We start from the raw sequence: 13,676 nt of genomic DNA on the forward strand, positions 1-13,676 counted from the left end.
GGGTTGTCTTGGCGGGAAAAAAGATGCGGACCTGACACGCGGTCCAAGTCTAGAGCGCTATGGCTCGATCGGTAGGGCGTACCGGGGCGGGGAGATCGCTCTCCCCTTCGAGGTACCTGTCTACGGCCGCGGCAGCGGCGCGACCCTCTGCGATTGCCCAGACAATGAGTGACTGGCCGCGCCCGGCGTCGCCGGCAACGAAGACGCCTGGCTCGCTCGTCGCGTAGTCGTTGCCGCGCTCCACGTTGCCGCGAGCGTCAAACGGAAGGCCGAGCTGGGATGTCAGGTCGTGCGATTCCGGGCCGGTGAAACCCAGTGCGAGGAGCACGAGGTCGGCAGGGATCTCCCGTTCGGTGCCGCTCTTCGGCACCCGCCGCCCGTCGACGAATTCCGTCTCGGCGACGCGGATGGCGCGCACCTCGCCGGACTCGTTGCCCAGGAACTCGACGGTGGATACGAGGTACTGGCGTTCGCCGCCCTCCTCGTGTGCGCTCGACACTTCGAACAGGGTCGGCGTCATCGGCCACGGCTGGGCGTCGGTGCGCGAGGTCGGGGGCTGGGTACCGATCGCGAGGTTTGTCACGCTTGCTGCACCCTGCCTGTGCGCCGTTCCGATGCAGTCTGCACCGGTGTCGCCGCCACCGAGGACAACGACGTGCTTGTCTTCAGCGACGATCTGGCCGGGAACGTCGTCGCCTGCGCCCGCCTTGTTCTGCTGCACCAGGTAGTCCATGGCGAAGTGGACGCCGCTGAGGTCGCGTCCAGGGATGGGCAGATCGCGCGGAACCATGGCACCGGTCGCGATGACGACGGCGTCGTACCGCGAACGCAGTGCGTCCCAGCTGATGTCGACGCCGATGTTCACTCCGGCCCTGAACCGGGTTCCCTCGTCGGCCATCTGCTTGAGGCGAGCGTCGACGTGCCTCTTCTCCATTTTGAAATCGGGGATGCCGTAACGCAGCAGTCCACCGATTCTGTCGTCGCGCTCGTAGACGGCGACGGTGTGGCCGGCGCGGGTGAGCTGCTGCGCCGCGGCGAGCCCGGCTGGGCCCGATCCGACGACGGCGACGGTCTTGCCCGTGAGGCTCTCCGGCGGGTGCGAGTCGACCCAGCCGTTGGCGAACGCCTGGTCGATGATCGACACCTCGACCTGCTTGATCGTCACCGCCGGCTGGTTGATCCCGAGCACGCAGGCGCTCTCGCACGGAGCCGGGCAGAGCCGGCCCGTGAACTCAGGGAAGTTGTTGGTGGCGTGCAGGCGTTCGATGGCCTGCCTGCCGTCTCCGCGCCAGGCGAGGTCGTTCCACTCGGGAATCAGGTTGCCGAGCGGGCAGCCCTGGTGGCAGAACGGCACACCGCAGTCCATGCAGCGCCCGGCTTGCCGGCGAAGCTGGGTCGGGTCGCCCTCCTCGTAGACCTCTTTCCAATCCATCAACCGGATCGGGACAGGCCTGCGCTTGGGCAGTTCGCGCTCTGTGACCTTCAGGAAGCCTTTCGGATCAGCCACCGGTAACCTCCAGGATTCGGCCCCAGACGACGTCACCGTCGGGATCGAGTCCCTCGGCAACGGCGTCCTGGCGCGTGCGCAGGACAGCTGCGTAGTCGCGGGGCAGTACTTTGACAAATTCCGAGAGACCCGATTCGCCGTCGGCGAGGAGCTGGGCCGCACGGGGTGAACCGGTTTCGGCGAGGTGGCGTTCGAGCAGGTCGCGGACGATCTCGATGTCTGCGCTGCCGAGCGGAGACAGGGTCAACTCGCCAGCAGCCAGGGCTTCCCGGTTCACCTTCTCCGGGGTGAGACGGTGAACATAGGCTGTACCGCCGGACATCCCGGCGCCCAGGTTCCGACCCGTCTCGCCGAGAATCACCGCGAGTCCGCCCGTCATGTACTCGAGTGCGTGATCGCCAGCACCTTCGACGACGGCCGTTGCCCCTGAGTTCCGGACGAGGAATCGTTCACCGACGATGCCGGACAGGAACATCGTGCCCTGGGTCGCCCCGTAACCGATGACGTTCCCGGCGATGACGTTTTCCTCTGACGGGAACGTGCTTCCCTTCGGCGGGAAGATCACGATCTCGCCGCCGGAGAGGCCCTTGCCGACGTAGTCGTTGGACTCCCCCTCGAGACGCAGGGTGATGCCGCTCGGCAGGAACGCGCCAAACGACTGGCCGGCTGAGCCCCGAAGCCTGACCTGGATCGAGCCGGACGGGAGTCCGTTCTCTCCGTGTCGCACGGTGACCTCGTGGCCGAGCATTGTTCCGACGGCGCGCTCGGTGTTGCGGATGGTCCGCTCGATCGAGACGGTTCCGCCGTGCTCGAGCACGTTGCGGCTCTCCGCGATGAGCGAGACGTCGAAGTGCTTCTCGAGTTCGTGCTCCTGGTTGCGGGCGTGTGTCCGCGGCTCGGAAGCGTCGAAAGCGGGGCCGACGAGGATCGGCTCGAGGTTGAGCCCCGACGCCTTCCAGTGCTGGATCGCCGTGTTGGTGTCGATGAGCTCGTTGTGCCCGATCGCCTCCTGCAGGGTCCGGAAACCCAGTGCGGCGAGGTACTCGCGCACTTCCTCGGCGATGAACTGGAAGAAGTTGACGACGAACTCCGGCTTGCCGGTGAACCGGTCACGGAGCACGGGGTTCTGGGTTGCAACGCCAACGGGGCAGGTGTCGAGGTGACAGACCCGCATCATGACGCAACCCGAGACGACGAGGGGTGCCGTCGCAAAACCGAACTCTTCAGCACCGAGCAGCGCGCCGATGATGACGTCACGGCCGGTCTTCAGCTGGCCGTCGACCTGGACGACGACGCGGTCGCGCATGCCGTTCAGCATGAGCGTCTGCTGGGTTTCAGCGAGGCCGAGCTCCCACGGCGTTCCCGCATGCTTGAGCGAGTTCAGCGGGCTCGCTCCGGTACCACCGTCGTGACCGGACACCAGGATGACGTCCGAGAGCGCCTTGGCGACACCGGCGGCTACGGCACCGATGCCCGACTGGCTCACGAGCTTGGTGTGAATCCGTGCTGACGGGTTGGCCCGCTTGAGGTCGAAGATGAGTTGCTTGAGGTCTTCGATCGAGTAGATGTCGTGGTGCGGAGGCGGTGAGATCAGTCCGACTCCCGCCGTGGCGTGACGGGTACGGGCGACCCACGGGTAGACCTTCGTCGGCGGCAGCTGGCCGCCCTCCCCCGGCTTTGCACCCTGGGCGAGCTTGATCTGGATGTCATCGGCGTGGGTGAGGTACATGCTCGTGACACCGAACCTGCCTGACGCGACCTGCTTGATCGCGCTGCGGCGCTCGGGATCGAGCAGCCGGTCGGTGTCCTCGCCGCCCTCACCGGTGTTGCTCTTGCCGCCGAGACGGTTCATCGCGATCGCGAGTGTCTCGTGCGCCTCAGCGGAGATCGAGCCGTAGCTCATCGCTCCCGTTGAGAACCGCTTGACGATTGACTCGACCGATTCCACCTCGTCGAGAGGGATCGGGTGACGTGCTTCCGTCTTCAGCCGGAACAGGCCGCGAAGGGTCATCAGGCTCTCCGCCTGGTCGTCGACGAGTTTGGTGTAGTCGCGGAAGATGTCGTAACGCCTCGTGCGCGTTGAGTGCTGGAGGCGGAAGATCGTGTCCGGGTTGAACAGGTGTGGAGAACCGTCACGACGCCAGGCGTACTCGCCGCCGGTCTCCAGCCGCTCGTGCGAGATCTTGGCGGTGTTGAGGGGGTATGCCGCCTCGTGCCGCTTGAGGTTCTCGGTCTGGATCACGTCGATGCCGACGCCGCCCAGTGTCGATTCGGTTCCGGTGAAGTACCTGTCGACGAATTCCTGGCTGAGGCCGACCGCTTCGAAGCACTGGGCGCCGGCGTACGACGACACGGTAGAGATGCCCATCTTCGACATGATCTTGAGCACGCCCTTGCCGAGTGCGTAGATGACGTTGCGCACTGCCTGTTCGGCGGTGATTCCGGTGATCGTGCCATTGCGGACGAGGTCCTCGCAGGTCTCCATCGCGAGGTACGGGTTGACGGCGGACGCGCCATAACCGATGAGCGTCGCGACGTGGTGCACCTCGCGGACGTCACCCGCCTCGACGACGATTCCGACCTTGAGTCGGTTCTGCGCGCGGATGAGGTGGTGGTGGACCGCGGCCACGAGGAGGAGCGACGGGATCGGTGCGAGGTCCTTGTTGGAGTCGCGGTCGCTCAGCACGATGAAGTACGCCCCGGCGGCGATGGCCTCGTCGACCTCAGCGCAAATGGCGTCGATTCGGTCGCGAAGAGCGTTGGGGCCCTCGTCGAAGCGGTAGAGGCCCCTGATCGTGGTGGTGGTGCGCGAGCCGTGGCGCGGGTCGATGTGCTGGATCTTGGCCAGTTCATCGTTATCGATCACCGGGAAGTCGAGAACGACCTGTCGGGCGTGCTCCGGCCCGGCGCTCAGCAGGTTCCGTTCGGGACCGAGTCCCAGCTTGAGCGAGGTGACGACCTCTTCACGGATGGAGTCGAGCGGCGGGTTGGTCACCTGCGCGAACTGCTGGGTGAAGTAATCGAAGAGCAGCCTCGGGCGAGCGGACAGAGCGGCAATCGGTGTGTCTGAACCCATGGCGCCGAGCGGTTCTGCACCGTTCTGGCCCATCGGCTTCAGCAGGATGCGCACTTCCTCCTCCGTGTAACCGAAGGTGCGCTGCCGGCGGGTCACCGACGCTGGCGTGTGCACGATGTGCTCGCGCTCCGGCAGGTCGCTGAGGTTGATGCGCCCCGCGTCGAGCCACGTGCCCCACGGCTGTGACGCCGCGAGCGTCGCCTTGATCTCCTCGTCCTCGATGAGGCGCTGAGCCTCGGTGTCGACGAGGAACATCTTGCCGGGGCGCAGCCTGCCCTTGCGCTTGACCCGCTCCGGTGCGATGTCGAGCACGCCGATCTCACTGCCAAGCACGACGAGGCCGTCTGTTGTCTCAAGCCAGCGCCCCGGGCGGAGCCCGTTCCGGTCGAGGGTTGCGCCGACGAGGGTTCCGTCGGTGAAGGTGAGGGCGGCGGGTCCGTCCCACGGTTCCATCTGCATCGAGTTGAACTCGTAGAAGTCCCTGAGTTCCTGTGGCAGGCCGGTCTGCTTCTCCCAGGCCTCAGGGACCATCATCATCATGGCGTGCGGGAGTGTCCTGCCGGTGAGCGTGAGCAGCTCGAGGACCTCGTCGAATGATGCTGAGTCACTCGCGCCGGGCGTGATGATGGGAAGCAGGGGGCGGATGTCGCCGAGCAGTTCGCTCTCGAGCTGCGACTGGCGGGCGCGCATCCAGTTGCGGTTGCCCTCGACCGTGTTGATCTCGCCGTTGTGCGCCATCATCCGCAACGGCTGCGCGAGAGGCCAGGACGGGAACGTGTTGGTGGAGTAGCGGGAGTGGACGATCGCCAGCTTCGACGCGAACCGCTCGTCGCTGAGGTCGGGGTAGAACGGCTCGAGCTGGAGCGTCGTGACCATGCCCTTGTAGACCATGGTGCGGCAGGACAGGGAGATGAAGTAGGCGTTGAGCTCTCGCTCGGCGCGCTTGCGAAGCCTGAACGCCTGACGATCGAGAGCGATCCCGCTGACCGCGCCGCCGGCATCCGTCGTCGCAGTGCTCGACACGAACAGTTGCTCGAATGCGGGCATCGCCGCGAGGGCGAGCTTGCCGAGGTGGGTGGAATCGACGGGCACCTGGCGCCAGCCGAGGACCCTGAGGCTCTCGCTCGACGCGATCTGCTCGATGCTCGCCTTCAGCGCAGCCCGCTCGGCCGCGTCGCGCGGCAGGAACGCCATGCCGACCGCGTATTCGCCGGCTCCGGGAAGTTCGAAGTCAGCTACAGCGCGCAGGAAGTCGTCGGGGATCTGCGTCAGGATGCCTGCGCCGTCTCCGGTTCCTGCGTCAGAGCCGATGGCCCCGCGGTGCTCGAGGTTACGCAGCGCATCGAGCGCAGACACGATGATGTCGTGCCCGGCGGTACCGCGAAGCGTTGCGACCATGGCGAGGCCACAGGCGTCTTTCTCGCGACGCGGGTTGTAGAGTCCCTGTGCCTCTGGCACAAGGCTGAACTGTGAAAAGGTGGGCCGTGGCTCCATCGATTACCGTCCTAAAGATTGCGGGGGACGCCGGTGGCCCTGAATATCTGAGCGCGTCGCCGCCCGACATTGGGCTGAGTGTCTATCGACGACTCCGCGGGCGACCGCGTTGGGTTTAGAAGCTTTCCGGGTAACGGCAATCCTAGGAGTGAGAACCGGTCTCGCTTGTGGCGGCGGTCTCTCGGGATCCGACGGCTGGGAGGTCAGGCTCGCTGACGTCCACGTAGTCCGAATCCGTGTGTGTCGATTGTACACCGGCGTCGGTACCGGCCCACTCACGGCCAGGAACGTACGGGCTCGGCTCGAGACCCGTGTGGCGCCTGGACTGAACGACGACGATGAGGATGCCGATAACGATGGCGAGCAATGCCGCCCAGACGTTAACGCGGAGACCGAGGATGACCTCGCTCGGATCGACCCGGATCGACTCCCACACGGTGCGGCCGAGGCCGTACCAGATCAGGTAGAGGCCGAGCACCTTGCCCCACTGCAGCCGGAACCGGCGCTCGAGGATGAGCAGGACGGCAACACCGGCCAGGTTCCAGATGACCTCGTAGAGGAACGTCGGGTGGAAGAGCGTCCCAGCAGGGAGGCCCTGGGGCCAGGCCGCGTTGGATTCATCGATCTCGAGTCCCCACGGGAGCGTGGTCGGGGTGCCGAACAGTTCCTGGTTGAACCAGTTGCCGAACCGCCCGAAGGCCTGGGCCAGAAGCAGGGCGGGTGCAACGGCATCCGCGAAGGTCCAGAACCTGATACCGGTCATCTTGCAGCCGAGCCACGCACCGATCGCGCCACCGATGAGCGCGCCAAAGATGGCGATGCCGCCCTCCCAGATGTAGAGGGTTCGCAGCAGGTCGGCGCCGGGGTAGAAGTAGTCGTTGGGGTGCGTCAGGACGTGGAAGACCCGCGCTCCCACGATGCCGAACGGCACCGCCCAGAGAATGATGTCGAGGACGACCCACGGTTCAGCTCCGCGGCGGGTGAGGCGTGCGTTGGTGAGGAATGCAGCGGCGACGATGCCGGCGAGAATGCACAGGGCGTAGAAGTGGATGGTGAAGTTGCCCAGCTGGATGTAGCTGACATCTGGACTGGGGATGCTGAGGTGGAAGGACACTGAGCTCCACGCCTTTCTCGGTATGACTCTTGGGACGTGCGCGTCTAACTCTAGTTCTCGCTGGCGCGGCCCTGTGACAGCTCACGCGCAACGGCAGCAACGCTCGAGATCCCGCCGGTGGCGAGGGCGTTCACCAGCGCGGAGCCGACGATGGCACCGTCCGCATACTCGAGGACTTCGCGCACCTGGCTTGCCGTGGAGATACCGACACCGACGCAGGCGTTCTCGGCACCGACCTCACGGAGTCGCCCGATCAGGGCCCTGGCCGCAGAATCGACGTCGCTCCGCGCACCGGTAATGCCCATCGTGGATACCGCGTAGACAAAGCCGCGGCTCGCCTCGACGACCTGCCTGAGCCGTTCGTTCGTCGATGACGGTGCAGCGAGGAAGACGCGGTCGAGGCCAGTCCGCTCTGATGCGCTCAGCCACGGTTCGGCCTCATCGGGGATGAGGTCAGGCGTGATCAGTCCCGCTCCCCCTGCTGCAGCGAGGTCGTCGGCGAACCTGTCGACCCCGTACTGAACCACGGGGTTCCAGTACGTCATGATGAGCACGGGCACGTCCACCTGTGATGTGATCCGGCTGACCGCCTCGAACCCGTGCCTCAGCCGGAACCCATTGGCCAGTGCCTGCTGGGTCGCCTGCTGGATGACCGGGCCGTCCATGACGGGGTCAGAGTACGGCAGGCCCAGCTCGATGATGTCGACGCCGCTCTCGGCGATGGCGACCGCGGCGTCGACGCTCTCGTCAAGCGTGGGAAACCCGGCGGGCAGGTAGCCGATCAGGGCTCCTGTCCCTGACTCGCGGCGAACCTGAAGAACGGATGCCACGCTGGTCACGATTGTTCTGCTCCCGAATCGATGAGGTCGAAGTAGCGCCCGGCAGTTTCCATGTCTTTGTCGCCGCGGCCGGACAGGTTGATCAGGATCGTGGCGTCCGGCCCGAGCTCCTTGCCGAGTTCGAGCGCACCGGCGAGGGCGTGTGCACTCTCGATCGCGGGGATGATGCCCTCGGTGCGGCTGAGCAGCCGAAGAGCGCTCATCGCCGCTGCGTCGGTGACCGGTCGGTACGCGGCCCGGCCCAGGTCGGACAGCCACGCGTGCTCAGGCCCGACGCCCGGATAGTCGAGTCCGGCAGAAATCGAGTGCGACTCGATGGTCTGTCCGTCCTCGTCCTGGAGCAGGTAGCTGCGCGCACCATGGAGAACGCCAGGGCGGCCCTTCGTGATTGTGGCGGCGTGCCTGAGCGTCTCAGCGCCCTCACCAGCGGCCTCGAAACCGTAGAGGGCAACGTCGGTGTCGTCGAGGAACGCGTGGAAGATGCCTATCGCGTTCGATCCGCCGCCGACGCACGCGGCGACGGCATCCGGGAGCTTGCCGGTGAGCTCGAGGACCTGCGCCCGCGCTTCCTCACCGATGATCTTCTGCAGGTCGCGGACCATCGCGGGGAACGGGTGAGGGCCAGCGACGGTGCCGAAGATGTAGTTCGTCGACTCGACGTTGGTCACCCAGTCGCGCATGGCGTCGTTGATGGCGTCCTTGAGGGTGCGGGACCCGGTCTTGACAGCGACAACTTCGGCGCCCAGCAGGCGCATTCGCGCGACGTTGAGCGCCTGGCGTTCGGTATCGACCTCGCCCATGTAGATCACGCAGTCGAGACCGAACAGTGCGGCGGCCGTCGCGGTTGCGACACCGTGCTGCCCGGCACCCGTCTCGGCAATCACGCGGGTCTTGCCGATGCGCCTGGTCAGAAGAGCCTGTCCGAGCACGTTGTTGATCTTGTGCGAACCCGTGTGGTTGAGGTCTTCCCGCTTGAGGATCATCCGCGCACCGCCGCCGTGGGCGGCGAACCTGGGCACCTCGGTGATGATCGATGGGCGCCCGGTGTAGCTCCGGTGAAGCTCGGTCAGCTCAGCGGCGAACGCCGGGTCGAGTTTGGCGAGCTCCCACGCCTCCGACAGCTCGTCGAGGGCGGCGATGAGTGACTCGGGGACGAAACGCCCACCGAACTCGCCGAAGTATGGACCAGTTTCGTCCCGTAAAGCCATGTCTATACCGCCAGGAATTCGCCGAGGGTGAGGATGGGATCGCTCGTCACGAGCGCTTCGCCGATGAGTACGACGTCAGCGCCAGCCGCGCGGTAGTGAGCAACGTCTGCCGGGGCCAGCACGGCAGACTCAGCGACCCTGATGACCCCGGACGGGATCTGGGAAGCGAGGGTGCCGAAGAGATCGCGATCGAGCTCGAAGGTGGAGAGGTTGCGTGCGTTGACGCCGATGAGTTCTGCGCCGAGGTCGAGGGCCTGCTCGAGTTCTTCCGCACTGTGGGTCTCGACGAGTGCGGTCATTCCGAGTTCGCGGATGAGCGTGTACAGCTCACTCAGTGTCGACCTGTCGAGGCCTGCAACGATCAGCAGTGCGAGGTCTGCTCCAGCGGCCCGCGCTTCGAACACCTGGTACGGGGTCGAGATGAAGTCCTTGCGCAGGACGGGAATCGACACAGCACCGCGGACCTCTTCCAGGTCGGCGAGTGAGCCCTTGAACTTGCGTCCCTCGGTGAGCACGCTGATGGCACTCGCTCCCCCGGTCTCGTAGGAGACGGCGAGCTGGGCCGGGTCAGGGATGTCGGCGAGCTGCCCGCGGGACGGGCTCGCCCGCTTGACCTCGGCAATGATCTTGACGCGATCGGCCGGCGCGAGCGCAGACAGGGCGTCGAGAGGTGCTGGTGCGGCAAGCGCAGCGGCTTCCACCTGCGATAGCGGGCGCTCAAGTTCGCGCTCGCGAGCGTCGGAGAGAGCGCCGGCCATCAGATCGGCCAGCACGGTACTAGTGCTCCTTGGGGGCGGACTTCGGACCGTTGACGCCGTAGCCGGCCTTCTTCATGATCCAGCCGACGATGGCGCCGACGACGACGAGTCCCGCGGATGACCACACGAGCCAGGGCGTGTCGAACCAGAAAGCGATGGTGCCGACGGCAAAGCCGATCAGCATGATGGTGATGGCCGTCCAGGCGGCAGGTGAGTGGCCGTGTCCCGGTTCGGTTGACTCTTCGCTCATGGGTCTCCTTCAGTCTTGGTGCAGCTTTCAGTCTATCGGGTGGCGGTACGACCGGTCGCGTCACATCAGGTCGCGGGACCGGTCGGCTCGCTGCGCGCCAACGGCGGCACGCACATGTCTGGCAAGCGTTACTTCGTGGGGTCGTCGCCCCGTGTGAGGTCGTCCCAGCTGTCGACAGCATCCGGCATCTCGGCGGTCGCCGCGGGCTCGAGCCGTACCGTGGAGTATTTCTTCGACGAGCGCGGCCACGAGCGTGCCGTGACCACGATGCCGATGCCGGCGATGGCCGTGGCGATCCCGAGAACAAGGGTGATGGCCGGCCACGGGGTGAAGGCCGCCGCATCGACGAGAGCCGCTATCGATTCGGTGCCTGCGATGCCTGTGGCATCCGTCACAGCGGCTCCGGCAGCACCGACCGGGTCGGTGAAGACGAGGACGGCAGAGAGCGCGACGCTTGCCCCAAGGGCCACCTCGAGAACACCGAGGAGGTAGCGGAAGCCGATGCCGGCGATGGCGAGAGCCGCGCCGAGGGCGAGGGATGCCAGGGCGAGGGCAGCGAGGGCCGGGGCAGCGACGGCGCCGTCAACGGCCAGGACGTCGCGAGCCGGTGCCGTCAGCGTGACCGTGAGCCACTGCTGCGTCCACGCGATGAGGGTGAGGCCGGCGAGGGCGAGCGTGAGCAGCATGAGCGTGTACTTGACGCGCTTACCGCTCCGGCTGGCGTCCGTGGTCGCCTCGCTCATGTGACCCTCGTCATCGCGTTGGCGACGGCGACGGCCCGAAGCGGCGCCGCTGCCTTGTTCTGCGATTCCAGGAACTCGCTGTCCGGGTCCGAGTCCGCGACCAGGCCGCCTCCGGCCTGAACGTGGGCGACACCGTTCATGATCGTTGCGGTGCGAATCGCGATCGCCAGATCGGTGTCACCGGAGAAGGCAAAGTAGCCGACCACTCCCCCGTAGACACCACGCTGAGCCGGCTCCAGTTCGTCGATGATCTCGAGCGCGCGCGGCTTCGGCGCCCCCGAGAGCGTGCCGGCCGGAAAAGTCGCCCGGAACACGTCGATGCCCGATGCCCCCGGCGTGAGGTTTCCCTCGACGCTCGAGACGAGGTGCATGATGTGGCTGAACCGCTCTATGCGCATGAACTCGGTGACCTCAACCGTGCCGGGCGTGCAGACCTTCAGCAGGTCATTCCGGGCGAGATCGACGAGCATGAGGTGTTCAGCGCGTTCCTTCTCGTCTGAGGCGAGCTCTGCGGCGAGTTCGGCGTCACGCTCAGGGGTCTCGCCCCTCGGCTTGGAACCGGCGATCGGGTGGGTGAATACCCGGCCCTTCTGCACCTTGACGAGCGCCTCCGGCGACGAGCCCACGATGGAATACGGCGTGCCATCAACGGTGTGGAGGTTGATCAGGTACATGTACGGGCTCGGGTTGAGGCTCCGCAAAATCCGGTACACGTCGATCGGGTCTGCAACGCACTCCTGATCGAAGCGCTGGGAGACGACGACCTGGAAGATGTCGCCGTTTCGGATGTGTTCCTTGGCGGTCACGACCGAGTCCAGGAAGTCCTCACGCCGGGTGCGGTGCTTCGGGTGCGCCGCAGTGGCGAGGTCGACGTGGGCGAGCCAGGCCTGGCTGGGTTCTGCGAGCCGTGCCTGCATCGAGTCGAGTCGCTCCTGGGCGTTCCGCCACAGTGTTTCTGCGTCATCGAGGCCGTCATTGAGCACGTTGGCGATCAACTGAACTGTGCCGGTGCGGTGGTCGATGACGACGAGGTCAGCAACGAAGGACAGCGCCTGGTCCGGCACGCCCACCTCGCGGACCGGCTGGTTCGGCAGGCGTTCGATTTGACGAATCGCCTCCCAGCCGATGAAGCCGACGAGGCCACCGGTCAGGGGCGGGTGCCCGTCGACGGGTGGGGTCTCCCACCGGCTGTGCAGTTGCGCGATCGCCTCGAGCGGGGTCAGCCCGTCGATGGTCCCGAGTGCACGTTTGGCATTCATGCCGTAGTCCAGCCAGGCGGTCGCGTCGTTGTTCTGGGTCAGAACGCCGAAGCTTGACACCCCGACGAAGGAAAACCGTGACCAGATGCCGCCCTGCTCCGCGGATTCGAGCAGGAAGCTGCCCGGGCGGCCGATGGCGAGCTTGCGGTAGATGCCGACCGGAGTCTCACCGTCTGCGAAGAGTTCGCGGATGACAGGAATCACCCTGTGCGCGGCGGTGAGTTCCCGGAACCCGGCGTGCGTTGTCGTTCCCGTCTGGGCCTGGTGCTTAGTCATCGCTGTCTCCGCTGTCGGTGTCACCGTCGTCGGGGATGTCGCCGATCACCGGGCTGAGGTCACGCGAGTCGAAACAGGTTCGAGTGCCGGTGTGGCAGGCAACCCCCACCTGTTCGACCTGGATCAGCAGCGTGTCGTTGTCGCAGTCGAGCGATGCCCCTCGAACGTACTGCGCGTTACCCGATGTGTCGCCCTTGCGCCAGTATTCGGAGCGGGACCGTGACCAGAACGTCACCCGGCCCTCCGTGAGGGTGCGACGGACCGCTTCGTCGTTCATGTAGCCGAGCATGAGAACCTCGCCGGTGTCCCATTGCTGGATGATCGCCGGCACGAGACCGTCCGCGTTGAACTGGATGGATTCGACAGTGGATGAGACGCTCATGAGCGCACCAGGATCCCTTCGCTTCGGAGTTCGCGCTTGACGTCGTCGATGGTGAGCTGTCCCGAGTGGAAGACACTCGCGGCGAGCACGGCATCGGCGCCGGCCTTGATGGCAGGCGGAAAGTCCTCTGCGCGCCCTGCCCCGCCCGATGCGATGACGGGAACCGTGCTGATTTCACGCATGAGCGCGAGCAGCTCGAGGTCGAAGCCTTCTTTTGTGCCGTCAGCGTCGATGGAGTTGACGAGTAGCTCACCAGCTCCGCGCTCGATGGCTTCCCGCGCCCACTGGAGGGCATCGAGTGTCGTCTCGGTCCGTCCGCCGTGTGTCGTGACGACGAACCCCGACTCTGTGGTTCCGGACCTCTTGACGTCGAGCGAGAGGACGAGGACCTGAGCACCGAACCTGTCGGCGATCTCGCCGAGCAATGCGGGCCTCGCGATGGCAGCGCTGTTCACGCCGACTTTGTCAGCGCCGCTGCCCTGAAGCCGAGCGACGTCTTCGGTGCTCCGGATGCCGCCACCGACGGTGAGGGGGATGAACACCTGTTCGGCGGTCCTCGTCACGACGTCGTAGGTTGTCGCGCGGTTGTCGACCGTCGCTGTGACATCGAGGAACGTCAGTTCGTCCGCGCCCTGTTCGTAGTAACGCCGCGCGAGGGCGACCGGGTCACCCGCATCACGCAGGTTCTGGAAGTTGACACCCTTGACCACCCGGCCGTCAGCGACGTCGAGACAGGGGATGACACGTCGCGCCAGGCTCATCGTCGTCCT

Annotated in this window: 11 protein-coding genes; all 11 read right to left on the reverse strand. The window is 66.0% G+C overall.

Annotated elements, in window-relative coordinates; genetic code table 11:
• Positions 1-49 precede the first annotated feature (49 nt).
• The gene (locus AC1X6S_RS01945; protein WP_483404146.1) at positions 50-1,507 is read right to left on the reverse strand and encodes a glutamate synthase subunit beta; all 1,458 of its coding nucleotides are present in this window, start codon (positions 1,505-1,507) and stop codon (positions 50-52) included.
• Positions 1,500-6,077, reverse strand: coding sequence for a glutamate synthase large subunit (gltB, locus tag AC1X6S_RS01950; RefSeq protein WP_483404147.1), 4,578 nt, complete (start codon positions 6,075-6,077; stop codon positions 1,500-1,502). The genes AC1X6S_RS01945 and gltB overlap by 8 nt, the downstream gene beginning before the upstream one ends.
• A gap of 142 nt (positions 6,078-6,219) precedes the next feature.
• Positions 6,220-7,191 carry a prolipoprotein diacylglyceryl transferase gene (lgt, locus tag AC1X6S_RS01955; protein WP_483404148.1) on the reverse strand — a complete coding sequence of 324 codons (972 nt, stop codon included), beginning with the start codon at positions 7,189-7,191 and terminating at the stop codon, positions 6,220-6,222.
• 50 nt (positions 7,192-7,241) lie between these two features.
• Positions 7,242-8,030: a tryptophan synthase subunit alpha gene (gene trpA, locus AC1X6S_RS01960; RefSeq protein WP_483404149.1), complete on the reverse strand. Its 789-nt coding sequence runs from the start codon at positions 8,028-8,030 to the stop codon at positions 7,242-7,244.
• Positions 8,027-9,238, reverse strand: coding sequence for a tryptophan synthase subunit beta (gene trpB / locus AC1X6S_RS01965; protein WP_483404150.1), 1,212 nt, complete (start codon positions 9,236-9,238; stop codon positions 8,027-8,029). The genes trpA and trpB overlap by 4 nt, the downstream gene beginning before the upstream one ends.
• Before the next feature lie 2 nt (positions 9,239-9,240).
• Positions 9,241-10,011: an indole-3-glycerol phosphate synthase TrpC gene (gene trpC, locus AC1X6S_RS01970; protein WP_483404151.1), complete on the reverse strand. Its 771-nt coding sequence runs from the start codon at positions 10,009-10,011 to the stop codon at positions 9,241-9,243.
• Between the two features lie 4 nt (positions 10,012-10,015).
• Entirely contained in the window at positions 10,016-10,246 is a 231-nt protein-coding gene (locus AC1X6S_RS01975) for a DUF6704 family protein (RefSeq protein ID WP_483404152.1), read from the reverse strand.
• Between the two features lie 128 nt (positions 10,247-10,374).
• On the reverse strand, positions 10,375-10,989 hold the full coding sequence (locus tag AC1X6S_RS01980) for a Trp biosynthesis-associated membrane protein (RefSeq protein WP_483404153.1): 615 nt from the start codon (positions 10,987-10,989) through the stop codon (positions 10,375-10,377).
• On the reverse strand, positions 10,986-12,524 hold the full coding sequence (locus AC1X6S_RS01985) for an anthranilate synthase component I (protein ID WP_483404154.1): 1,539 nt from the start codon (positions 12,522-12,524) through the stop codon (positions 10,986-10,988). Before AC1X6S_RS01985 ends, AC1X6S_RS01980 begins: the two co-directional genes overlap by 4 nt.
• The gene (gene hisI, locus AC1X6S_RS01990; protein WP_483404155.1) at positions 12,517-12,906 is read right to left on the reverse strand and encodes a phosphoribosyl-AMP cyclohydrolase; all 390 of its coding nucleotides are present in this window, start codon (positions 12,904-12,906) and stop codon (positions 12,517-12,519) included. The genes AC1X6S_RS01985 and hisI overlap by 8 nt, the downstream gene beginning before the upstream one ends.
• Positions 12,903-13,667: an imidazole glycerol phosphate synthase subunit HisF gene (gene hisF, locus AC1X6S_RS01995; protein WP_483404156.1), complete on the reverse strand. Its 765-nt coding sequence runs from the start codon at positions 13,665-13,667 to the stop codon at positions 12,903-12,905. The genes hisI and hisF overlap by 4 nt, the downstream gene beginning before the upstream one ends.
• Between the last annotated feature and the right edge of the window lie 9 nt (positions 13,668-13,676).

The sequence above is a fragment of the Mycetocola sp. Y442 genome, assembly GCF_056898615.1.

Excerpts from the sequence above, each read along its gene's own strand:
- AC1X6S_RS01985 (WP_483404154.1), bottom strand. The coding sequence starts at position 12,524 with ATGACTAAGCACCAGGCCCAGACGGGAACGACAACGCACGCCGGGTTC.
- trpB (WP_483404150.1), bottom strand. The coding sequence starts at position 9,238 with ATGGCTTTACGGGACGAAACTGGTCCATACTTCGGCGAGTTCGGTGGG.
- AC1X6S_RS01980 (WP_483404153.1), bottom strand. The coding sequence starts at position 10,989 with ATGAGCGAGGCGACCACGGACGCCAGCCGGAGCGGTAAGCGCGTCAAG.
- hisF (WP_483404156.1), bottom strand. The coding sequence starts at position 13,667 with ATGAGCCTGGCGCGACGTGTCATCCCCTGTCTCGACGTCGCTGACGGC.
- gltB (WP_483404147.1), bottom strand. The coding sequence starts at position 6,077 with ATGGAGCCACGGCCCACCTTTTCACAGTTCAGCCTTGTGCCAGAGGCA.
- hisI (WP_483404155.1), bottom strand. The coding sequence starts at position 12,906 with ATGAGCGTCTCATCCACTGTCGAATCCATCCAGTTCAACGCGGACGGT.
- AC1X6S_RS01975 (WP_483404152.1), bottom strand. The coding sequence starts at position 10,246 with ATGAGCGAAGAGTCAACCGAACCGGGACACGGCCACTCACCTGCCGCC.